This is a genomic window from Kitasatospora sp. NPDC056446, from assembly GCF_042796115.1.
Taxonomy (GTDB): domain Bacteria; phylum Actinomycetota; class Actinomycetes; order Streptomycetales; family Streptomycetaceae; genus Kitasatospora.
This window is the reverse complement of record NZ_JBHTRF010000097.1, coordinates 1-21,573: the sequence shown is the minus strand read 5'-3', so window position 1 is coordinate 21,573 and position 21,573 is coordinate 1. Positions and strand designations below refer to the sequence as shown.

Annotated in this window: 17 protein-coding genes; 9 read left to right on the top strand and 8 right to left on the bottom strand. The window is 74.2% G+C overall.

Translation table 11 applies throughout. The features are described from left to right. Positions 1 to 11: 11 nt before the first annotated feature. Complete coding sequence (locus ACFQ6N_RS36020; RefSeq protein ID WP_380658247.1) at positions 12 to 1,448, top strand: GAF domain-containing protein; 1,437 nt, start codon at positions 12 to 14, stop codon at positions 1,446 to 1,448. Positions 1,449 to 1,539: 91 nt separating this feature from the next. Here the strand turns inward: ACFQ6N_RS36020 and ACFQ6N_RS36015 are convergent, their stop codons facing one another. After that, positions 1,540 to 2,040, bottom strand: coding sequence for an SsgA family sporulation/cell division regulator (locus ACFQ6N_RS36015; protein WP_380658245.1), 501 nt, complete (start codon positions 2,038 to 2,040; stop codon positions 1,540 to 1,542). Positions 2,041 to 2,368: 328 nt separating this feature from the next. Here ACFQ6N_RS36015 and ACFQ6N_RS36010 point away from each other — a divergent pair, with 328 nt between their 5' ends. The 5 genes from ACFQ6N_RS36010 to ACFQ6N_RS35990 all read left to right on the top strand — a co-directional run bounded on the left by ACFQ6N_RS36010 (position 2,369) and on the right by ACFQ6N_RS35990 (position 7,749). Beyond that, entirely contained in the window at positions 2,369 to 3,688 is a 1,320-nt protein-coding gene (locus ACFQ6N_RS36010) for a hypothetical protein (protein ID WP_380658243.1), read from the top strand. A 222-nt stretch (positions 3,689 to 3,910) separates the two neighbouring features. Further along, entirely contained in the window at positions 3,911 to 5,263 is a 1,353-nt protein-coding gene (locus ACFQ6N_RS36005; RefSeq protein ID WP_380658241.1) for a TerD family protein, read from the top strand. 138 nt (positions 5,264 to 5,401) lie between these two features. Further along, positions 5,402 to 6,379, top strand: coding sequence for an SGNH/GDSL hydrolase family protein (locus tag ACFQ6N_RS36000; protein ID WP_380658240.1), 978 nt, complete (start codon positions 5,402 to 5,404; stop codon positions 6,377 to 6,379). 95 nt (positions 6,380 to 6,474) lie between these two features. Further along, positions 6,475 to 6,963 carry a GNAT family N-acetyltransferase gene (locus ACFQ6N_RS35995; RefSeq protein WP_380658238.1) on the top strand — a complete coding sequence of 163 codons (489 nt, stop codon included), beginning with the start codon at positions 6,475 to 6,477 and terminating at the stop codon, positions 6,961 to 6,963. Between the two features lie 192 nt (positions 6,964 to 7,155). Beyond that, positions 7,156 to 7,749: a Uma2 family endonuclease gene (locus tag ACFQ6N_RS35990; RefSeq protein ID WP_380658236.1), complete on the top strand. Its 594-nt coding sequence runs from the start codon at positions 7,156 to 7,158 to the stop codon at positions 7,747 to 7,749. Between the two features lie 60 nt (positions 7,750 to 7,809). Here ACFQ6N_RS35990 and ACFQ6N_RS35985 read toward each other — a convergent pair whose 3' ends face one another. The 4 genes from ACFQ6N_RS35985 to ACFQ6N_RS35970 form a co-directional block, all read right to left on the bottom strand. After that, the gene (locus ACFQ6N_RS35985; protein ID WP_380658235.1) at positions 7,810 to 8,739 is read right to left on the bottom strand and encodes a proline dehydrogenase family protein; all 930 of its coding nucleotides are present in this window, start codon (positions 8,737 to 8,739) and stop codon (positions 7,810 to 7,812) included. 206 nt (positions 8,740 to 8,945) lie between these two features. Then, complete coding sequence (gene pruA, locus ACFQ6N_RS35980; RefSeq protein ID WP_380658234.1) at positions 8,946 to 10,574, bottom strand: L-glutamate gamma-semialdehyde dehydrogenase; 1,629 nt, start codon at positions 10,572 to 10,574, stop codon at positions 8,946 to 8,948. 309 nt (positions 10,575 to 10,883) lie between these two features. Further along, positions 10,884 to 12,098 (bottom strand): FAD-dependent oxidoreductase, encoded by a 1,215-nt coding sequence (locus ACFQ6N_RS35975; RefSeq protein WP_380658233.1) that lies wholly within the window; start codon positions 12,096 to 12,098, stop codon positions 10,884 to 10,886. Next, on the bottom strand, positions 12,095 to 12,691 hold the full coding sequence (locus ACFQ6N_RS35970) for a PadR family transcriptional regulator (RefSeq protein ID WP_380658232.1): 597 nt from the start codon (positions 12,689 to 12,691) through the stop codon (positions 12,095 to 12,097). The genes ACFQ6N_RS35975 and ACFQ6N_RS35970 overlap by 4 nt, the downstream gene beginning before the upstream one ends. Before the next feature lie 144 nt (positions 12,692 to 12,835). Between ACFQ6N_RS35970 and ACFQ6N_RS35965 the strand changes: the two genes are divergently transcribed. Next, positions 12,836 to 14,437, top strand: a complete 1,602-nt coding sequence (locus tag ACFQ6N_RS35965; RefSeq protein WP_380658231.1) for a PucR family transcriptional regulator — start codon at positions 12,836 to 12,838, stop codon at positions 14,435 to 14,437. A gap of 118 nt (positions 14,438 to 14,555) precedes the next feature. On the opposite strand, the gene ACFQ6N_RS35960 is transcribed toward ACFQ6N_RS35965, so the two are convergent. Next, complete coding sequence (locus ACFQ6N_RS35960) at positions 14,556 to 16,046, bottom strand: alkaline phosphatase PhoX (RefSeq protein ID WP_380658229.1); 1,491 nt, start codon at positions 16,044 to 16,046, stop codon at positions 14,556 to 14,558. A gap of 227 nt (positions 16,047 to 16,273) precedes the next feature. Continuing rightward, positions 16,274 to 17,458, bottom strand: coding sequence for a hypothetical protein (locus ACFQ6N_RS35955; protein ID WP_380658227.1), 1,185 nt, complete (start codon positions 17,456 to 17,458; stop codon positions 16,274 to 16,276). Between the two features lie 136 nt (positions 17,459 to 17,594). On the opposite strand from ACFQ6N_RS35955, the gene ACFQ6N_RS35950 reads away from it, so the two are divergent. After that, positions 17,595 to 18,068, top strand: coding sequence for a VOC family protein (locus ACFQ6N_RS35950; protein WP_380658226.1), 474 nt, complete (start codon positions 17,595 to 17,597; stop codon positions 18,066 to 18,068). Positions 18,069 to 18,204: 136 nt separating this feature from the next. Here ACFQ6N_RS35950 and ACFQ6N_RS35945 read toward each other — a convergent pair whose 3' ends face one another. Further along, positions 18,205 to 19,836, bottom strand: coding sequence for a hypothetical protein (locus tag ACFQ6N_RS35945; protein WP_380658225.1), 1,632 nt, complete (start codon positions 19,834 to 19,836; stop codon positions 18,205 to 18,207). A 359-nt stretch (positions 19,837 to 20,195) separates the two neighbouring features. On the opposite strand from ACFQ6N_RS35945, the gene ACFQ6N_RS35940 reads away from it, so the two are divergent. Next, positions 20,196 to 21,530: an MFS transporter gene (locus tag ACFQ6N_RS35940; RefSeq protein ID WP_380658223.1), complete on the top strand. Its 1,335-nt coding sequence runs from the start codon at positions 20,196 to 20,198 to the stop codon at positions 21,528 to 21,530. Positions 21,531 to 21,573: the final 43 nt, after the last annotated feature.

Genomic DNA, 21,573 nt, shown 5'->3' with positions numbered 1-21,573 from the left:
GAGCGGAACGAGTGCGGCAGACCGGACGGCAGTCCCGACGACCAGAGCGCCGCACCCCGCCGACCGCGGCCGAACTGGCCAAGGTCCACGACCGCACCCTCGCCGACGCCGCCGCCCGGGAACTGACCGTCGCCTCCCCCGAGGAGCCCGGCGCCCCCGGCCTGCTCGAACCCCGCCCCGAGATCGGCGACTCCTGGGCCCGGCTGCGCCGCCTCGGCCTCGACCCCGACACCGGGGCCACCACCACCCTGCTCGGCCCGGCCGAGCTCGAACGGCGCCGCCGCTCCAGCGGGCTCGACTCGATCATGCCCGTCCTGCGCCAGACCCTGATCGAACCCACCGACGCGGTCCCGCTGATCCTCGCCGTCGCCGACGCCGACGGCCACGTCCTCTGGCAGGAGGGCGAACGCGGCCTGCGCCGCAGCGCCGACCGGATCGGCTTCATCACCGGCGCCCGCTGGACCGAGGAGACCGTCGGCACCAACGGCATCGCCGTCGCCCTGCGTGCCCGGCGCCCGATGCACGTCCACTCCGCCGAGCACTACCTGCGCAGCCACCACTCCTGGACCTGCGTGGCCGCGCCCGTGCACGACCCCGGCACCGGGCAACTGGTCGGCGCCGTCAACCTGAGCGGCCCGGCGCACAGCATCCGCCCGTACCTCCTCCAGCTCACCGCCACCGCCGCCCGGCTCGCCGAGACCGAGCTGCGCGCCCACCGGCTGGAGGCACTGCACCAGCTGCGCACCCTGGCCGCCCCGCTGCTCGCCCGGGTCGGCGGCCCGGCCCTGGTGGTGGACGCGGCCGGCTGGACCGCCGCCGCCGCCGGGCTGCCGCCGCCCAACCGGCTGCGGGTGCCCAGCGAGGGCTGGTCCCCGGCGGCCGTGCACTGGGTGCCCGGCCTCGGCGAATGCGTGCTGGAACCGCTGGCCGACGGCTGGCTGGTGCGCCCGGTCCGTCCGCCCGACGAGGACGGCTCGGGCACCGTGACCGCCGAACAGGCCGAAGGCGCCCGGCTCAGGCTCGACCTGCGCCGACCGGACCGCCCGGAGCTGTCCGTCAGCGGCGCGGCCGGCAGCTGGTCCCACCCGCTCAGCCCGCGCCACGCCGAACTGCTGCTCCTCCTCGCCACCGCGCGCGAGGGCAGCACCGCCGCCCAGCTCGCCGGGGCGCTGTTCGGCGACGCGGGCCGGACGGTGACGGTCCGCGCCGAGCTGTCCCGGCTGCGCCGCTACCTGGGCGGGCTGCTGGCCCACCGGCCGTACCGGATCGCCGAGTCGGTGCTGGTCACCGTGGACGGGCCGGAGGACCCGTACGACCTGCTGCCCGCCTCCTCGGCCCCGGCCGTCCGGCGGCTGCGGGCGGCGCTGGCGACCGGGACGGCCCGGCTGCCCGGCCCGGCGTCCGTGCCGCCACCGCGCCCGCCCGGGGATGCCGCGCTCGGCCGCTGAGACCGACCATCCGGCCGTCTGACCGTCTGAACCGTCCGACCGGGCGGCCGGGCGGCCGGGCGTTTTCCGGGCCGTCGCGCGGCGGCCCGGCTCAGCCGTTCGCGAGCAGTTCGGCCAGCTCGGCGTCGGTGGGCCCGCACTCGCGTTCCCGCTGCTCGGAGACCAGCGCGTAGGTCCGGTCCAGCCAGGCCTGCACCCGGGGCTTGGAGGCCTCCAGCAGGGCGCTGCCGTGCGGGGATTCGAGTGCCAGGTGCAACGTCGAGCCGTGGCACGGGCAGTAGGCCGGCCACAGTTTGACGTCGCCCTGGCCGCTCAACGTGCGCAGGCCGTCGCGCAGCAGTTCGCGCGAGAACACCCAGTCGGCCTCGTCCGGCCGGCCCAGGTGGAACGTCAGCAGCACCTCGTACGGGCGGGCGGCGTCGAACCGGAAGCGGGTGCGCACCTCGCCGACCACCTCCTCGCCCAGCGAGATCCGCAGGGTCAGCACCTCCTCCACCGCCGCCGGAGCGGCGGTGGAGCCGTCCCCATCGCCGCCCGTGGGGGTGGCGGCGAGGGGTGCACTTGAGGCTGCGGACAGCGGGTCGGGCGGCATGACGGTCTCTCCGGGACGGCGTGGGATGTGCTCAGCGTGCGCCACCGCGTGCCGGACGGGCAAGGGTTGCAAGGGGGTTGCAATAGCCTCTGTCCGGGGCAACCGACCCGAACCGTGCTTGTCGGACGGAACGTCAACTTCCGTACATCGAACGGATGTCCACGAAATGGATGGAAGCCGTCCACGGGGTGACCGCCCGCTGGTACGCTCTCCCCCTCCCCGGCGCGGGCCCGCGGCGGAACGGCCCTCGGCGGCCGGAACCGGGCCCGGGGCGGCGCGTGGGAGAATACGGCGACGCGACGGCGGCTTTCGGGGAGGGAGGGGTCCGGTGGCTGTGCGCGAGGACACCGCGCGGGACGTGTGGCACGAGCCCGAGCGGCACGGCCGGCACGGGCGGCCGCGCCCGTTCGGCGGCCGGTTCCGACTGCCCACCCTGCGCTTCTCCGGTGCCGCGATGGCCATGTCCACCGTCGTCGGCATCAGCATCGCCACCACCCTCCTGCTCAACGAGCAGCAGGGAGTGGGCCGTCGGGCCGGTGTCGCCCGGGTCGGCTCCACCCCGCCGCCCACCCCCGGCGCCACCGACCAGGCCGACGCCGCCGCCGCGCAGACCGCGACCGCCACCCCGGCCTCCGACGGCCCGTCCGGCGCCCGGACCCCGGCACACCCGTCCACGCACCCCTCGACCCACCCCTCGGGGGCGGCACCGGCCTCGGCCGCCCCGCCCGCCGACCGCTCGGCACACCCGGGCCCGACCGGCGGTCAGGCCGCCACCGGGCGCGACCCGCAGCTCTTCGGCACCCAGCTCACCGGCACGGACGCGGACGCGTCGGCCCCGGGCGGCGCCTCGCCCGCCCCGACCCCGCCGTCTGCGGGCGCCGGACAGCCCGACCAGGCCTCGTCCGGGCAGCCCTCCTCCGGCCAGTCGCCGAACGCCCCCGCCCCGAAGCCCCCCACTGCCGCCCGGCCCGGGCCCCCGCCGGTCGGCAGCGCCCCCGGCGACGGCAGCGGCGCACCCGGCCCCGGCGGCCCGAGCGCTCCGGGCCCGACCGGTCCCGACGCCCCCGACCCCGGCCCGCCCGGCACCGGGACGGACCCCGGCTCGGACCCCGGCTCGGACCCCGGCTCGGACCCTGCCGCGGACCACGCCCTGTCCGGCGCCTCCCTGGTCGCCCCGCTCGGCCGCGACGGCCTGCGGCACGAACTCGGCCTCACCGTGACCGAGCCCGTCACCGCGCTGCAGACCGAGTTCCGGCTCGTCCCGGGCGACTCGGCGGCGGGCACCGGCACCGCCTGGACCGACCTGCCGGGCGCGGTGGTCACCGCCCAACAGGAGCGCGGCACCCTGGTCTACCGCTTCACCACCCCGCCCGGCACCGACGTCCCGCCCGGCCGCTACACCTTCGGCGTGCGCGGAGCCCGCCCGGCCGTGGACCCGTCCGCGCTGCGCAAGTCGGCCCCGGCGGAGAGTTGGAGCGCCGCCGCGTTCGCCCTCGACCACCCCCGCGCGGTCGCCGCGCTCGGCGGCTTCGGGCCCGCTCCGGCACCCGCCCCCGCCCCCGTCGCGCCGCCCGCCGTGCCCCTCGCCCCCGGCACCCCGCAGGCCCCCGGAGTCCCGGCCGGCCCGAAGGGCCCCGCGCCCCGCTGACGGCCCGGGCCGGGCCCTGCCGGCCCGGCAGACCATCGCGGCTCCGGCCGTCGCAGCTCCGGCCGTCCGTCGTGACAATGTCCCGACAGTCCGACGATCCGACAGCTGAGCTGCCCCGACGGGCGCATCCCCGCACCCTCGTTCGTTACTGTGGGCACACCCGGCCGGACGCCCCCAACGGTCCTCGTCCGGGGCCGTCGTCCCGCACCCGAGGAGGAGTCCGTGCCCACCGTCCTGACCCAAGGCGGCAACGCACCGCTGACCGCCGCGCGGGTGACCGTCGAGGTCACCGCACCCAAGGCGCTGGACGTCTCCGGCCTGCTGCTGACCGACGCCGGGAAGGTCCGCTCGGACGCCGACTTCGTCTTCTTCAACGCCCCGCACGGCCCCGGCGTCAGCCACCGCCCGGCCACCGCCGGCACCCCCGACGCGATCACGGTCGACACCCGGTCCGTCCCCGCCGACATCACCAAGATCGTGGTCACCGCCAGCCCCGCCGACCAGGCCTCCACCTTCGCCGGGATCGAGCCCACCGCGACCGTCCGCGACGCCGACAGCGGCGAGGTCCTGGCCACCTTCACCCCGCCCCGGCTGGGCCTGGAGACCGCGCTCATCGTGGTCGAGGTCTACCTGCGCAACGGCGCCTGGAAGGTGCGCGCGGTCGGCCAGGGCTACGCCGACGGCCTCGCGGGCATCGCCACCGACTTCGGCGTGACCGTCGACGACACCCCGGCCGCCCAGTCCGCACCGGCCGCCCCGGCCACCCCGGCCCCCGTCGCCGCACCCGCACCCGCACCCGCACCCGCACCCGCACCCGCCGACGCGACCCTCCAGCTCCCGTTCCCGCCGGCCGCCCCGCCCGCGCCTCCCGCCGCCCCGCCCGCGCCCGCCGCGCCCCCGGTCGACCCGCGGATCGCCCTCGCCACCGGCTCGCACCCGATGCCCCCGGCACCCCCCGCTCCCCCGGCCGCTCCCGCCGCTCCCGGGGCCGCTCCCGCCAAGGTCACCCTGGACAAGGGCCGGGTCAACCTGGTCAAGGGCAGCTCCGTCTCCCTCGTCAAGAACGGCCGCCCCTTCCTCTCCTCGATCCGGATGGCCCTCGGCTGGAAGTCCGCCGCCCGCGGCCGCGACATCGACCTGGACGCCTCCTGCCTGGCCTTCGACGCCCGCCACAAGCGCCTGGAGACGGCCTGGTTCATGAAGCTGACCATCTTCAAGGGCGCGATCGCCCACTCCGGCGACAACCTGGTCGGCGGCGCGGGCGGCGACGACGAGGTGATCACCGTCCACCTGGAGGGCGTGCCGGCCGAGGTCCACGGACTGGTCTTCGTCGTCAACTCCTTCTCCGGCCAGAAGTTCACCGACGTCCGGGACGCCTACTGCCGCCTGCTGGACGACCGTACGGGCGAGGAACTGGTCCGCTTCGACCTCACCCACTCCGAGCCGCGCACCGGCGTGGTGATGTGCAAGCTGGTCCGCCGCCCGGGCGGCGAGTGGGAGATGACGGCGCTCGGCGAGTACGTCGACGGCAAGACCGCCCGCGCGATGATCGAGCCCGCCGCCGCGCTGCTCTGACCCGGCACAGGACGCCCCCGGCATCACGGAAACGCCTGTGAATTCACCCTCCTGAGGCATCAAGTCGTCCACGCACCGACTCGATTGACTCTCAGGGGGGTGATTCGCACTCTCCCCTGCACGCACTGAGGAGAGACCGTGCCCCGCTTCCTGTCCCGCCTCGCCGTCGCCGGCACCGCCGTGGTGCTCGCCGCCGGGCTGACCACCCCCACCACCGCCCAGGCCACCGCCCAGACCGCCGCCCGGCCGTCCACCCGCACCCGGCCGGTGAACTGGGTCGCCACCGGCGACTCCTACACGGCGGGCATCATCGAGGCCACCGGCGACCTGACCGAACCCCGCGACGGCTGCGCCCGGACCGTCCTGTCCTACCCCGAGATCATCCGCCGGGACCTCGGCTCCCTGGTCGACCTGGGCAACGTCAGCTGCAGCGGCGCCACCACCGAGAACGTCTACGCGACCGGGCTCTCGCCGCTCGGCCGCCCGCTCCCGCCACTCGGCTCCGACCCCGACGCGCCCTACCCGCCCGTCCCGGTACAGCTGGACGCCGTCGGCCCGGCCACCGACCTGGTCACCATCGGGATCGGCGGCAACGACCTCGGCTTCGCCGACATCCTCAAGAACTGCATCGAGCTCGGCGCCGCCACCCTCGGCCAGGGCACACCCTGCAAGGACAAGTACGACGCGAGCCTGCCCGACCGCCTCGACCGGCTCCGGACGAACTACGACCGGATGCTCACCGCAGTGCACGCCAAGGCCCCGGCCGCCAGGGTCGTCACCGTCGGCTACCCCCACCTCGTCCCCGAGGACACCGGCCTCTGCCGGTACGGCGACCTGCTCCAGTTCGCCACCTTCACCGGCGGGGACCTCGCCTGGGCCCGGACGGCCGTCCTGGAGCCGCTCAACGCGGTCATCGCCCGGGACACCGCCGCCCACGGCGACACCTTCGTGGACCTCTACCCCGCCACGGCCGGCCACGGCGTCTGCGACACCGACCACTGGGTCGACGGCGTGCTGACCAGCCTCCTCCCGCTGAAGTACGCGGTGGTGCACCCGAACGCGCGGGGCCAGGCCAACACCGCGGCCCTGGTCGAGGACGCCGTCCTCGGCGGCTGACCCGCACCCGGCGGGCCGGAGACCCGGCACCCCGGACAACCAGCGGCCCCGAAAACCGGTGGCCCGCCGGGCCGTCCGGCGATCATCCTGTGCGGATGCAGATCCGTGAAGCCACCCCCGAGGACTGGCCGGCCATCTGGCCCTTCTTCCGGGCCATCGTCGCCGCCGGCGAGACCTTCCCCTACCCCCTCGACATGCCCTCCGAGCTGGGCCGGGAATGGTGGCTGCTCGCCGCCCCCAACCGCACGGTGGTCGCGGTGGACGACGACGGACGGATCGTCGGCACCGCCAACATGAACCGGAACCGCCCGGGCAACGGCGGGCACGTCGCCAGCGCAAGCTACATGGTCGACCCGGCCCACCACGGCCGGGGCATCGGGCGGGCCCTGGTCGAGTACACCCTCGACTGGGCCCGCCGGTCCGGCTTCCGCGCCATGCAGTACAACGCGGTGGTCGCCGCCAACCGGAACGCCGTGAAGCTCTACGAGTCGCTCGGCTTCGAGATCGTCGGCACCGTCCCCGAGGCCTTCCACCACCCGGTCGACGGCTACGTCGGCCTGCACGTCATGTACCGCCCGCTGTAGGGGACCCGCCGCCAACGGGTCCTACTCCTCGATCGCCCCGCCGACCCGCCGCAGGTCCGTCCGCCGTTGTCGATCACCAGCACGGGATCCTATGCCGGGCCCCAAACCCACACCATCGGGTGAAGTCCACCGTGCACCGCACAACCCGGCCCAGCGGCGAATAGCGTGACGCCCATCTGAAGGAGGGGCATCATGAGTGCTGTGGCGCATGAGCAACCGATCACGGACTCCCCGTCGCAGGCCGACATCCTGCTGGAGAGCTTCCTGAGCCTGCACTCCCCCGAAGGCTTCCGAGCCGAACTCATCGAGGGAGAGATCACCGTGGCACCACCGCCGGACGGCGATCACGAGGACCACATCAACCACCTGCTCAAGCAGGTGATCCGGCACTCCGAGACCGACATGAGCATTTCGGGCGGTAAGGGTCTCCGCCTCGTGAGCGGCGGCCTCTGCCCGAAGAACCACGTCACCCCCGACGCCACGTTCGCCCCCGAGGAGCTCCGCCTGTTCCGCGGCGCACCGTCCTGGATGGAGCCGGACGGTGTGGCCATGGTCGCCGAGATCACCTCGACCAAGCCGGACCAGGACCGCATCACCAAGCCCCACTGCTACGCGCGGGCCGGCATCCCGCTGTACCTCCTCGTCGATCGCGAGAAGTCCCAGGTCAGCCTCTACGGCAAACCGCACCGCGAGGAGTACACGGAGGTCCATCTGGCGGCCTTCGGCGAGCCGCTCGCCCTCCCCGCGCCGTTCGGGTTCGAGCTCGACACCAAACCGTTCCTCTGAGTACGCACGACGGCCCGCACCCCCCGTCAGGGGTGCGGGCCGTGGCTGTGGGGCGCCGGGTCAGCCGCGGGTGGCCATGGCGCGCAGGAAGAAGGTCAGGTTGGCCGGGCGCTCGGCGAGGCGGCGCATGAAGTAGCCGTACCACTCCTGGCCGTACGGGAGGTACACCCGCATCGTGTTGCCCTCGCCGGCGAGGCGCAGCTGCTCCTCGGGGCGGATGCCGAACAGCATCTGGTACTCGAAGGAGTCCCGCTTGCGGCCGTTCCACTGGGCCAGCTGGCCGGCGATCTTGATCATGTTGGGGTCGTGCGAGGCGATCATCGGGTAGCCCTCGCCCGCCATCAGGATCTTCAGCGCGCGGACGTACGCGAGGTCGACCTCGTGCTTGCCCTGGAAGGCGACCGACTCGGGCTCCTTGTAGGCGCCCTTGCACAGGCGCACGCGGGAGCCGGGGCCGGAGAACTCGCGGCAGTCGGCCTCGGTGCGGCGCAGGTAGGCCTGGAGGACGACGCCCAGCCAGGGGAAGTCCGTCCGCAGCTCGCGGGCGATGGCGAGGGTGGAGTCGGTGGTGGTGTGGTCCTCCATGTCGAGGGTCACCGTGGTGCCCGCGTCGGCGGCGGCCGCGCAGATGCGGCGGGCGTTCTCCAGCGCGATCTTCTCGCCGTCCACCGGGAGGAACTGGCCGACGGCCGACAGCTTGACCGACACCTCGGAGCCGGCCGCCAGGCCGGTCTCCTTGAGGGCCTTGAGCAGGTGCTCGTAGGCCTCGGCGGTGCCGGCGGCCTGGGCGGCGTCCTTGGTGTCCTCGCCGAGGTGGTCCAGGGTGACCTTGCGGCCGGTGGCGACCAGGTCGTCGCAGGCGGTGACCGCGTCGTCGAGGGCTTCGCCGGCGACGAAGCGGTCGACTATCGCGTGGGTCGGGGGGAACTTCTCGACCACGGTGCGGACCTGCGGGGACCGGGAGGCCGCGAGAAGGGCGGAACGGAGCATCGTGAACTCCTGGAGCTGGTGTTTCCAAGGGTGGCAGAAGGGCCGGGACGGCGGCGTCAGGACGCCGCGCGCAGCCGTCCCACGAAGGGGTGGCGGTGGACGGCCGGCGGGCGGGCCGCCGTCCCGGCGGGGCGACGCCCGGCTGCGGGGCCGGGCGTCGCGGGTGACCGGTGGCTACTGGGGAGCCGGGTGGTCGGAGGGGCTGGTCAGCCCATGTGCGGGTAGCGGTAGTCGGTCGGCGGGACGAAGGTCTCCTTGACCGAGCGGGTCGACGTCCAGCGCGTCAGGTTCTGCTTGGCGCCGGCCTTGTCGTTGGTGCCGGAGGCCCGGCCGCCGCCGAAGGGCTGCTGGCCGACGACGGCGCCGGTCGGCTTGTCGTTGATGTAGAAGTTGCCGGCCGCGAAGCGCAGCTTCTGCATCGCGTCCTGGGCCGCCGCGCGGTCCTGGGCGATGATCGCGCCGGTCAGGCCGTAGGCGGACGCCGACTCCATCTGGGCCAGCATCTCGTCGTACTTCTCGTCCTCGTAGACGTACACGGCCAGGATCGGGCCGAAGTACTCGTCCTTGAAGTACTCGCTCGCCGGGTCCTGGCAGACCAGGACGGTCGGGCGGACGAAGTAGCCGACGGAGTCGTCGTAGGTGCCGCCGGCGAGGACCTCCACGGAGGAGTCCGCCTGGGCGCGGTCGATGGCGGCCTTGTTCTTGGCGAAGGCGCGCTCGTCGATGACGGCCGACATGAAGTTCGACAGGTCGGAGACGTCGCCCATGGTGAGGCCGTCGACCTCGGCGGCGAACTCGTCCTTCAGCCCGGCCCACAGCGACGCGGGGACGTAGGCACGGGAGAGCGCCGAGCACTTCTGGCCCTGGAACTCGAAGGCGCCGCGGGTCATGGCGGTCTTCAGGACCTTCGGGTCCGCCGACGGGTGGGCGACCAGGAAGTCCTTGCCGCCGGTCTCGCCGACGATCCGCGGGTAGGTGCGGTAGCCGGCGATGTTGGTGCCGACCTCGCGCCACAGGTGCTGGAAAGTGGCGGTGGAGCCGGTGAAGTGGATGCCGGCCAGCGCCGGGTGCTTGAGCGCGACCTCGGAGACGGCCAGGCCGTCGCCGGTGACCATGTTGATGACGCCCTTGGGCAGGCCGGCCTCCTCCAGCAGCTGCATCAGCAGGTGCGCGGAGAACTGCTGGGTCGGGGACGGCTTCCAGAGCACCACGTTGCCCATCAGCGCGGGCGCGGTCGGCAGGTTGCCGGCGATCGCGGTGAAGTTGAACGGGGTGATCGCGTAGACGAAGCCCTCCAGCGGGCGGTGGTCGCTGCGGTTCCACACGCCGTCCGAGGAGATCGGCTGCTCGGCCATGATCTGGCGGGCGAAGTGCACGTTGAAGCGCAGGAAGTCGACCAGCTCGCAGGGGGTGTCGATCTCGGCCTGCTGGGCCGTCTTCGACTGGCCGAGCATGGTGGCGGCGGCCAGCGTCTCGCGCCAGGGGCCGGCCAGCAGGTCGGCGGCCTTGAGGAAGATCGCGGCGCGGGAGTCGAAGGAGAGCGCCTGCCAGGCCGGAGCAGCGGCCAGGGCAGTGTCGATGGCGTCCTGCGCGTCGGCCTGGGTGGCGTTGCGCAGGGTGCCGAGCCTCGCCGCGTGGTTGTGCGGCTGGACGACGTGGATCTCGGTGCCGGCGCCCATCCGGCGCTCACCGTTGATCGTCATGGTCAGCTGGACCGGCTCCTGGCCGCCCAGCTCCTTCAGCTTGGCCTCCAGACGGGCCCGTTCCGGGCTCCCGGGGGCGTAGCTGCGGACCGGCTCGTTCACCGGCGCGGGGACCTGGGTCACAGCGTCCATAGAGCGCACGCTCTCCTTCGTTCAATGCGGGGGGATTGCCGGCGCGGGTCGCACGCCGGCCACAGCACGAACGCTATTCCTGGCCGCGGGGCCACTTGATTGGCCGGGCGGCTAAATTCCCCCGTACGGAGTTGTCCGCCCCGACCAAGGAGGTCACGCCGCGGTCACGGCCGCCCCGCACGCCGGCCCCGGCAGCCTCCCCCACCCCTGCCGTCCCACCCGTCCCACCCACCCCACCGCCCCACCGCCCCACCCATCCCACCGGGCCACCGGGCCACCGGGCCACCGGGCCACCGGGCCACCGGACGGTCAGGCCGCGCGCCGCTCCCAGTCGATCCGGTAGCCGTGGACCGGCCGCAGCATCTTCTCCGGGCTCATGAAGGTGCGCATCGCGAGCGGCGCGATCAACCGGAACACCATCCGCCCGACCGCCCCGGAGGACTTCCGGTTGTTGGTGCGCTCCGCGTCGGCGGCGATCTTCTCGACCCGGGGCCTGCGCAGCGCCTCGTAGGCGGCGAAGGCGGCGGTGTGGTCGGGCAGGTCGCGCAGGCAGCGGGCGAGTTCGACGGCGCTCTCGACGGCCAGCGAGACGCCCTGGCCGGAGCTGTTGGACGGGGCGTGCACCGAGTCCCCGACCAGCACCATCCGGCCGCGGTACCAGTGCGGGACGGACGGCATGATCTCCAGCCGGGGGAAGGTCTCGACCGTCCCGGCGTCGGCCGCCCGCAGCACCTCCCGGGCGGGCAGGTCGTCGGCGTGCAGCTCGCGGCAGCGGTGCAGCCAGCCCTCCCGGCCGACGGCGCGGGCCTGTTCGGCGGTGAGCTGCTCGGGCTGCGGGATGTTGCTGAACCAGGCGGTGCCGGCGCCGTCGGGCAGGGCCCAGTAGCCGAAGAAGGCCCGGGCGCCGTTGGCGAAATGCATGGTCTCGCCGCGTCCGGCCCGGCCGGGGAGCCGGTAGGGGCTGTAGCCGCCGACGCCGAGCAGGCCGGTGTAGCGGGCGGCGGGCGCGGCCGGGTCGATCAGGGTGCGGACGGTGGAGCCGGTGCCGTCGGCGCCGATCAGCAGGTCGCCGGTGGCGCTGCTGCCGTCGGCGAAGTGCGCGGTGATGCCGTCGGCGGTCTCGTCGGCGCCGGTCAGCCGTTTGCCGTACCGCACCTCGATGCCGGCCTCCCGCAGCCGCCGTTGCAGCACCTCGTACAGCTCGGCGCGGCGCATCACCCGCCCGTGGGGCAGGTCGGCGAGGCCGGCGAACTCGGCCAGGACGCCGCCCCTGCCGTCCTCGATCAGCATCGGCCCGATCGGCTGGCCGATCCGGCCGACCTCGGCCTCCAGTCCGACGACGGCCAGCGCGCCGAGCCCGTTGGGGGCGATCATGAAGGTCCCGCCGATGCCTTCGGCGGAGGTCCCGTAGGCCTCGAAGACCTCCGCGTCGACGCCGGCCCTGCGCAGCGCCAGCGCCGTCACCGGGCCGGCGATGCCGCCGCCGATGACCAGGGCCTTCTTCGACGTACGCGGTGCACTCATTGCAGACTCCCGAAGTGTTCCTGCCAGGTCCGGATGAAGTCCGGCTCCTGGAGCTGTGCGACGAGGCGCTCGACGAAGGCGATCTCGGCCTCCAGGCCGCCGACCCGGTACTCCTCCTCGATCAGGAAGATCCAGTCGACGCCCTCCTCGGTGGCCTTGCGCAGCGTCGCCCGGATCCCCGCCACCTCGGCGGTCAGGGCGGTCCGCCGCCGGCCCAGGAGCTCCACGGACTCGGCCGGGGGGAGCACCATGAGCAGCGACAGCGAGACCCCGAACGCGGGGTACTCGTGCTGCGGTTCGGCGACGAGTTCGCGCATCCAGTCGTAGAGCTCCGTCCTGCCCTGCTCCGTGAGGGCGTAGACGGTGCGCTCGGGCCGCTGGGTGTCGCGGACGGTTTCCTGCTCGGAGACGAACCCGGCCTTCCGCAGCTGCTCCACGACCATGTACAGCGAGCTGCGGTTGTACTTGATGTTGCGGTCCTTGGCGTGCTCCTTGAGCCGGCGACCCATCTCGTACGGGTGCGACGGCTCGGCCAGGAGTTCGGCCAGGACCGCGAGGGCCAGCGGGTTCGACACCTTGCGTCGCTTCGCCATGAGACATCCTCATCTCTTGGTCAGTATCGACTATCCATCTCTGAATAGTCAGAGTCAACTATTTAGGAATGACAGACCCCAACACTGTCCGTCCGGCTAAAATCAACCACACACCGTTGTCCGAGCGGATGAAGGAGGCCCGGAGTGACCACCCCCGGCCTGCCGCTCCGCCGGCTGCTGATGTCGCTCGGCGAACCCCTGGTCGAACTCCAGGCCGCCCCCCAGGGGTTGGACGTCCCGGTCCGCGACGTCGCGATCCTCGACCCGGAGGACCCGCCGACCGCCGCCCCCGGCGAACTCGTCCTCGCGATCGGCGCCCGCGGCCGGGCCGCCCTGCCCGCCCTGCGCGCCGCGGGCCGGGCCGGCGCCGCCGCCGTCGCGGTGAAGCTGGACGGCCCCGGCCAGGCCGACGCGCTGCGCGAGGCCGCCACCGAGGCGGGCGTCGCCCTGCTCTCGGTGCGCCGCGAGACCCGCTGGGAACACCTCGACTCACTGGCCCGGGCGATCATCGCCGGCCCGGACGCCCCGGACGCGCCCGGCACCCCCGAGCCCAACGCCGGCGACCTCTTCTCCCTCGCCCAGACCGTCGCCGTGCTCACCAACGGCATCGTCTCGATCGAGGACACCTCCAGTCGGGTGCTGGCCTACTCCCGCTCCTCCGACTCCGACGAGGTCGACGACCTGCGCCGGCTCTCCATCCTCGGCTGGCAGGGCCCGGAACCGTACCTGTCCAAGCTCCGCGAGTGGGGCATCTTCCAGCACCTGCGCAGCTCGGACGCCCCGATCGCGGTCGAACCGCACCCCGAGCTCGGCCTGCGCCGCCGGCTGGCCGTCGGCATCCGGGCCGGGGCGCAGCCGCTCGGCACCATCTGGGTGCAGGAGGGCTCCCAGCCGCTGGCCCCGCTCGCCGAGCAGGCGCTGGTCGGCGCGGCCCGGGTCGCGGCCGCGCAGCTGGTGCGCCGCCGCCGCGAGCTGTCCGCCGACGTCCGGCTCACCCGCACCCTGCTCACCGGCCTGCTGGAGGGCTCCACCGGCCCCCAGTCGCTCGCCACCCACCTCGGCCTGGACCTGCGCCGCCCGGCCACCGTGCTGGCGTACGGCGCGCACACCACCGAGGCGCTGCACCGCTCCGACGTCACCGGCCTGATCTCGGTGCACACCGCCGCCCGGCACCGCACCGCGCTGCTCGCCCCGATCGAGTCCCGGGTGTACGTGCTGCTGCCCGAACTGCCGCCCGGCCTGCCGATGACCACCGTGCGGGACTGGGCCACCGAGGTGGTCACGGCCGCCCGCGAGCACCTCGGCATCCCGCTGCGGGCCGCCATCGGCTCGACCGTCGACGGCCTGGCCCAGGCGCCCGACTCCCGCGCCCAGGCGGACCGCATCCTGGACGCGATGGGCCGCGGCGGCGTGGACCTGGACGTCGCGGCGCTGATCGACGTCCAGGCCGAGGTGCTGGTCAGCGAGATGCTCGCGCTGCTCCAGGAGCGCACCGGCCTGCGCGACCCCCGGCTCACCGCGCTCACCGCGTACGACCGCCGGCACGGCACCCGGCTCGGCGAGTCGGTGCTGGCCTGGCTGGACGCGCTCGGCGAGGTCCGGGTGGCCGCCGACGCCCTGCACATCCACCCCAACACCCTGCGCTACCGGGTGCGCCGCGCCGAGCAGCTCACCGGCATCGACCTCGCCCAGCCGCAGCAGCGCCTGCTGGCGATGCTGCAACTGCGGCTGCCCGCGGACGACTAGGTCCGCGGGCAGCCGCTCCGCTCACAGGCCCGAGCTCACAAACCTGAGCTCACACCCCCATGCTCACAAACCTGCGTTCACAAATCTGCTTCACAGGCCTGCGTTCACACCTCTGCGCTCACTGGCCGTAGCCCTGGCCGCGCTTGTGCTCGTTCAGCCGGCGCCACGGGCCGGTGATGGCCAGCTGGATGCCCGGGACCTGGATGTTGGCGAACAGGGTCTTGCCGTCGTCCGAGAAGGTCACCCCGGTGAACTCGCTGAACTCGGGCTTGTCGGCGGTGCCGATGTTCAGCTCGTTGCGGGCGATCGGGTAGACCAGCCCGTCCTCGGTGGCGCCGAACAGGTGCGAGACGCCCTCGCCGTCCTCGCAGATCACGATGCCGCCGTACGGCGAGACGGTGATGTTGTCCGGGCCGTCGAAGTTGTCGTGGTCGCCCCAGACGTCGGTGTTGACGCCCAGCAGGACCTTCAGGGTGATGGTGCGGCGGGCCGGGTTGTAGAACCACACCTGGCCGTCGTGCTGCAGCGGGCTCTCGGAGCGGGCGAAGCTGGAGACGAAGTAGAAGCCGCCGTCACCCCACCACATGCCCTCCAGCTTGCGGGCGCGGGTGACCTCGCCCTCCTTGAACTGCTTGCGCACCGAGACGGTCCGGGCGTCGCGGTCCTGGACCTTGACCCAGTCCACGCCGTAGGTGGTGCCGACCTTGGTGGCGCGGGAGAGGTCGTCGACGAACTTGCCCTGCGCGTCGAAGACCTTGAAGGCCTCCAGCACGCCGGCGTCTGCGGCCAGCTTGCGCAGCTGGTAGCGGCCGTGCTTGAAGCCGGCCGGCGGGGTCCAGCGGAACAGCAGGCCGTTCGGGTTCGAGGCGTCCTCGGTCAGGTAGACCTGGCCGCGCTTCGGGTCCACGACCACGGCCTCGTGGGCGTAGCGGCCGAAGGCCTTGACCGGCTGCGGGTCACGGTTGTAGTCGTCGTCGAAGGGGTCGACCTCGAAGACGTAGCCGTGGTCCTTGGTGAAGCCGTTCTTGCCGGCCTTGTCCTCGGTCTCCTCGCCGGACAGCCAGGTGCCCCACGGGGTCACGCCGCCCGCGCAGTTGGTGGCGGTGCCGGCGATGCCGACCCACTGCTCGACCGAGCCGTCCCGCTTGGCGTGCACGATGGTGCAGCCGCCGGCCGCGGCCGGGTCGTAGACGTGGCCCTCGGTCAGCGGCACCGGGTGCGGCCAGCCGGCGCGGGCGCCGGACAGCTCGTGGTTGACGACCATGTAGTTGCCGCCGCGCTCGTCCTCGAAGGCGGAGGTGCCGTCGTGGTTGCTCGGGGTGAACTCACCGGTGCGCAGCTTGGTGACGCCGGCCCGGTTCAGGACCTTGTACGAGAAGCCCTTCGGCAGGGACAGCAGCCCGGCCGCGTCCGGCACCAGCGGGCCGTAGCCGACGGCCGTGCCGCCGGCCGAGTTGGTCCCGGGGGTCGCGGCGACGGGGGCCTCGCCACCGGCCGGGGCGGCGATCGCACCGGGGGCGCTGGCCAGGGCCTCGGCGCTGCCGGCGATCAGCACGCCGGCCCCGACGAGGGTGGAACGGTTGACGAAGTCCCGGCGGGACAGCGACATGGCAGCAACTCCTGAGGGGATGAGCGGGGCGTCGGGGCGGGATGCCGACGCCCAGCAGGCTCCGCCGGGCGGATGAACCCGGCATGACGCCCACCTCACATCCGGGCGGCCATTTGCCGACTGATGACCGACGCATGACCCGCGCTTTACCAACGCACCGTCAGTTCCGCCCCCGCCCGGCGCCCAGAAAGGGCCGCCGGATCCCCGACCGGCCCACCGGACGGCCGTCAGCGCCGCGCGGCCCGCCACTGCTCCCAGGCCGCCAGCCACAGCTGCTCGGCCAACCGCTGCTCCTCCCAGACCCCCGCCCCGCCGCCCCGCCGGTCCCGCCACAGCTGCGCCCAGGCCCGCTGCGCCGGCAGGCTCGCCACCTCGCTCGCGAACACCGTGTACCGGACCACCTCCTCGACGGCCGCTTCGCCCTCCGCCGTGCCGACCAGCCAATGCGTCTGCTGGGAAAGCCGGTTGAGGTGGTTGACCATCGTGGTGACCGCCGTCGCGGCCTCCTCCCGGGTCTCCGTGGCCAGCCGCATCTGCTGGCGCACCGCCGCCTCCCAGCGCACCGCGCAGGCGTCCCCGCGCAGCCCGCGCGGCAGCCTCGGCGTGCGTCCGGCCCGGACCTGCGCCTCGATCGCGGCGGTCTCCGCGACGCTCTGCGTGATCAGTGCCCGGTGCGCCTCCAGCCCTACGGCGGGCGGCAGTTCGCGCTCCTCGACCGGGACGTACCGGGCCTGCCGGGAGGCCAGGTCGCGCAGCAGGTCGCCGCGCCCGCGCAGGTAGCGCTCGAAGTCCCCGATCCCGCCGAGCTCCACCCCGCCGGGGGCCACCCCGCGCCCGCACACCGTCACGGTCAGCCCGCCGACCCGCAGCCGCCCGGCCCACACCGGTCCCGGTCCGTCCGCCGGCGTCCAGGGGTGCGACACCGGACGGTCCTCGTGCACCTCCAGCGCGCACGGCTCGCCGTCCACCGTGATCCACTCCCGCAGCGCCCGCACCCGGCCCGGGCCGTCGCCCTCGTCGACGCCCAACTGCTCGTACACGCGGTCGCGTTCGTCCTCGACCACGTCCTCCAGCTCGGGCAGCAGCTCGCAGCGCTCGGCTCCCGGCCGGTAGGTGCGCACGGTCACGTACGGGCCGGCCGCCGAACGCCAGTCGCCGCACTGCACCTCGACCCAGCGCAGTTCCCCGCCCGAGGTCTCGAAGGCGGCGAGCGCCTCGCCGGTGCGGGCCGGCCCGGAGGCCACGCCGTACACCGGGAAGTCGGCCGCGGCGAGGGTCCGGCGGGAGAAGTCCTCCTGGTCCGCGAAACGGTCCTCCTGCCCGGGCGGCTCCGGGACCGGGGCGGGGTCCGAGGGCCCGGTGTTCCACTCCTGGTGCCTGCCGCCGCTCTCCCGCATCATCCTGTGCCGCACCCCCGAGTCCTCGCGCCCGCACCGCTGACGCCACCTTACGTGCCCGAAGCTGCCGGGTCATCAGCTCCGCTGCCGGACGGGGGCGGTGACCGTGTCAGGACGCCCGGATGTCAGCCGCCCTCCCTAACCTGGCGGCATGACAGCACAGAGCAGCACGACGGACAGCGCCACGGCACCGGGTAACTTCCCCGCCCGGATCAGCATCGTCACCCTCGGCGTCGCCGACCTCGACCGCAGCACCCGCTTCTACGAGGACCTCGGCTGGAGACGCTCCAGCGCCTCCAGCCCGGAGATCGTCTGGTTCCGCACCGCCGACTCGGTGCTCGGCCTCTTCCCCACCGAGGAGCTGGCCGCCGACGCGGGCGTGCCCGCCACCGGCGAGCCGTCCTTCCGCGGCGTCACGCTCGCGGTGAACCTGGAGTCCCCCGCGCTGGTGGACGCCGCGATGACGGCGGCGGTCGAGGCCGGCGCCGTCCTGGTCAAGCCGCCGGTCCCGACGAGCTGGGGCGGCTACTCCGGCTACTTCGAGGACCCGGACGGCCACCTCTGGGAGCTGGCGCACAACCCGTTCTTCCCGTTCACCGAGGGCGGCTCACTGGACCTTCCGTAGCCGGGCCGCTCCGTTCCCGCCGGAGCGGCCCGGACCACTGGGGGGTTCGGGCCACCCGGGGTCCGGCCGCCCGAAGTCCGGTCACCCGGGGTTCAGGCGGCCCGGCTTTCCCGGGCCACCCGGCTCCCCGGACCGCTCACTTCTTGGAGCGCGCCTTGAAGGCGGCCTTGCGCGCCTCCTTGGCCATCGCCCGGTCCGTGTGCAGCTCCCCGATCGCCTCCAGGACGTCCGCCGTGTACGGGTGGTCGACCCGCCACAGCTCGCCGAACCAGGTCGCCGGATCGCCCTTCGCCGGGAGGTCAGTGATCAGGTCGCGCAGCAGCGCGGCGTCACCGCCGTTGTCCAGCAGCTGGGCGGCGAAGGTGTCGACCACCGTCCACAGCGTCATCGCCCGGGGCGGCACCGGCACGTCCGTCGCGCCCTGCGCGGTCAGCCAGGCGCGCGCCGCACCGCCCAGCTCCGGGTCGTCCAGCACCTCCCGGACGGCCGGCTCGGCGCCGGGGCCCAGCAGGTCGAGCGCGGAGACGCAGAGCATCCGCCGCAGCGGCCCGTACGCGTCCCCGCCCCGCGCGGCGGCGAGCAGCTCCCGACCCGCCGCGACCGGCTCCCGGTCGGCGGTCCACACCCGCAGCTCCTCCTCGGGCAGCACGTTGGCCGACTCGCACAGCCCGCGCAGCAGCTCGGCCGCGTCGCCCTGGGCCAGTTCGCCGACCAGCGGCGCGTCGTAGCCGTCCTCCAGCAGCCACTGCCGGATGCCGTACTGGCCGAGCGGGGTGAGCCGGACCAGGCCGAAGCGGGCCGACTCCTCCTCGTCCAGCGGCTCCTCGCCGACGACGGCGGGCTCGTCGCCCTCGTCCTCGTCGAACAGCTCGGGGTCGATCGGGCGGTATTCCAGCAGGCCCAGCTCGGCCAGGTCGCCCAGCATCGGGTCCAGTGCGACCATCACATCGGTGATGTCGCCCAGCAGCTCCTCGCTCGGCTCCTCGCCCTCCGGCACCACCAGCAGCGCGGCCAGCACGCCCAGCGGCACGGTCTCGTTGCCGGGCTCGGCAAAGGCGGTGGTCTCGTAGAGCACCTGCAAGGCCTCGTCCAGCAGCTCGGCGGCCTCGTCCCTGGCCTCCTCGACCTCGGAGAGCGCGTCCTCGTCCTCCTCGTCCGCCCCTCCGGCCCCGGCCTCCGCCCCGGCCGCCTCCGCGGACTCCTCCGGGAGCGAGTCCGCCTCCACCGCCAGCTCCCGGACGATCCCGGCGGCGGTCAGCCACAGCTCCAGGACGGTCTCCGGGTCGCCCTGCTCGGCGGGCTCCAGGTCCGGGCCCGGGACGGCGACGTGCTCGCCCTCCGCGGTCGTGCCGAGCTCCACCAGGTCCAGGTCGCAGGCCAGCGACCAGGCCCGCAGCGCCTCGACCTCGGCCTCCTCGGGCACCTCGCCCCCGGCCGGGGCCAGGCCCAGCAGCCGCGCGGCCGGCGCCCGGTCCTCCTGGACCAGGTCGCCGAACTCGTCCACCGTCCGGTGCGGGGCGGCCCAGCGGGCCAGCGCCAGCGCGAACCCGAACATCGGGACGGCCTTCGCCTGCTCCGCGAGCTCCTGCTCGGACGGCAGCTTCACCGGCGGTACCAGGACCGCCGCGTCGTCCAGGTCCTCATCGTCCAGCCCGTGCGCGGCGAACGCCCCGTACAGGTCCTGGAGCTCCAGGTCGGCGGGCAGCACCGCCTCGACCGCGCCCTCTCCCGCGGGGGCACCGGTGTTCTTGCGACGTCGTCCGGCCATCGTTGTGCGCTCTCCCTCAGCCATCGGTCCGCCCAACAGCGCCGCGTACCGTTTCACCACCTCAGCGTATAGGCCGGGCACCCCCGATGCCCGGCCGCAAGGGGCGTGCGCAGGGGCGCGCGCCGCATCCGCGCGCCCACCCCTTATCCTTCGATCTGGCACCGCGCACACCCCGCGCGGGCCACCGGGGCAACGAAGCCCTTCGCCCTCCGCCCGACCCCGGGACGGAGGGGCCCTCTTCAGCTCACCTCGCCCCACCAGGGAGCCCCGCACCGCGGCCACCACCACAGCGCCTCCGGACGGGCGCGCCGGCACACCCCGCCGACCCCGGTGGTGCCCGGCCACAGGAGACCCCTGCCATGGCGGACCTCTCCCCCGCCGGCTCCGGCCTGCGCACCGCGCAGCTCGACGGACGCCGACTGTCGGAGGCCCTGCTTCCCCTGGAGCTCGCCCCACGGGCCCAGCTCCAGCTCGCCGCGATCAGCCGCTGGAACGCGCTGCGCGGCATCCGCGTCGGCCTGGTGGCCACCGCCCTGCTGCTGATGCTGATCGGCGCCAACCTGGCCACGCCGATCTACGCGCTCCTCCAGCAGCGGCTGTCGCTCACCCCGCTCGACACCACCGTCCTCTTCGCGATCTACGTGTTCGCGCTGATCCCCGTACTGGCCGTGGTCGGCCACTGGTCCGACCACCTCGGCCGCCGCGCCCTGATCCTGCCCGCCGTCGCCCTGGCCGCCGCCGGAGACGCGGTGTTCGCCACCGCCGGCAGCTTCTGGCAGCTCGCCCTCGGCCGCGCCGTCCAGGGCATCGCCGTCGGCCTGTCCACCGGCGCCGCCGGAGCCGCCCTCGGCGACCTGCTGCCCGACCACCCGACCCTGGCCGCCAAGATCACCCTGGCCTGTTCCGCCGGCGGCGTCGCCCTCGGCCCGGTCGTCGGCGCCCTGCTGGCCGGCGGCTCCGACCCGCTGCTGACACCGTTCCTGCTGCACGCCGTCGCGCTCCTCGCGCTCTGCGTGCCGCTGGCCCTCGTCCACCCCCGGATGCCCGGCCGCAACCGCCCGCCGACCTCCCCGCCCCGGATCACCACCCCGGCCCACCTGCGCCCGCAGCGCCTGCGGCTGCCGCGCACCGGCCGCCGCGAGTTCCTGCTCGCCGCCACGGCCGGCTTCGTCTCCTACGCGGTGTTCGGCGTCTACCTCAGCCTCGCCCCGGCCTTCGCCGCCAACCTGCTGAACACCGACTCCCACCTGGTCGGCGCCATCGTGGCCGCCCTGCTGCTCGGCTCCTCCGCGACGGCCCAGCTGCTCGTCCCGCCGACCTCCGACCGCCTGGTGATCGCCCTCGGCATGACCGGCCTGGCCACCGGCCTCGCCCTGGTCGTCGCCGCCGGGTACACCGGCACCCCGGCCCTGCTCTTCATCGGCAGCGTCCTCGGCGGCGCCTGCCAGGGCGTCGCCTTCCGCTCCCTGTTCACCAGCGCCGTCGCCGCCATGAACCCGGAACGCCGGGGCTCGGAGCTCTCCGCCCTCTGGGTGATCGTCTACCTCGGCAGCTCCCTGCCCATCGTCATCGTCGGCGCCCTGGTCCAGTCCTACGGCCTGCTCCCCGCCGTCAGCGGCTTCGCCGCCCTCGCCGCCCTCCTCTGCGCCGCCCTGGCAGCCACCGTCGCCCGCAAACCCAAGCCGACGGCCTGACCGCACACGGATGCGCCGCTGCCCGGGACTTCTTCGGAAGTCC

Bases quoted from the DNA above. Each gene is read 5' to 3' on its own strand.
- ACFQ6N_RS35945 (WP_380658225.1), bottom strand. From the start codon at position 19,836: ATGGCCGGACGACGTCGCAAGAACACCGGTGCCCCCGCGGGAGAGGGC.
- ACFQ6N_RS35950 (WP_380658226.1), top strand. From the start codon at position 17,595: ATGACAGCACAGAGCAGCACGACGGACAGCGCCACGGCACCGGGTAAC.
- ACFQ6N_RS35995 (WP_380658238.1), top strand. From the start codon at position 6,475: ATGCAGATCCGTGAAGCCACCCCCGAGGACTGGCCGGCCATCTGGCCC.
- ACFQ6N_RS36015 (WP_380658245.1), bottom strand. From the start codon at position 2,040: ATGCCGCCCGACCCGCTGTCCGCAGCCTCAAGTGCACCCCTCGCCGCC.
- ACFQ6N_RS35990 (WP_380658236.1), top strand. From the start codon at position 7,156: ATGAGTGCTGTGGCGCATGAGCAACCGATCACGGACTCCCCGTCGCAG.
- ACFQ6N_RS35960 (WP_380658229.1), bottom strand. From the start codon at position 16,046: ATGTCGCTGTCCCGCCGGGACTTCGTCAACCGTTCCACCCTCGTCGGG.
- ACFQ6N_RS35975 (WP_380658233.1), bottom strand. From the start codon at position 12,098: ATGAGTGCACCGCGTACGTCGAAGAAGGCCCTGGTCATCGGCGGCGGC.
- ACFQ6N_RS35985 (WP_380658235.1), bottom strand. From the start codon at position 8,739: ATGCTCCGTTCCGCCCTTCTCGCGGCCTCCCGGTCCCCGCAGGTCCGC.
- pruA (WP_380658234.1), bottom strand. From the start codon at position 10,574: ATGGACGCTGTGACCCAGGTCCCCGCGCCGGTGAACGAGCCGGTCCGC.
- ACFQ6N_RS35940 (WP_380658223.1), top strand. From the start codon at position 20,196: ATGGCGGACCTCTCCCCCGCCGGCTCCGGCCTGCGCACCGCGCAGCTC.
- ACFQ6N_RS35970 (WP_380658232.1), bottom strand. From the start codon at position 12,691: ATGGCGAAGCGACGCAAGGTGTCGAACCCGCTGGCCCTCGCGGTCCTG.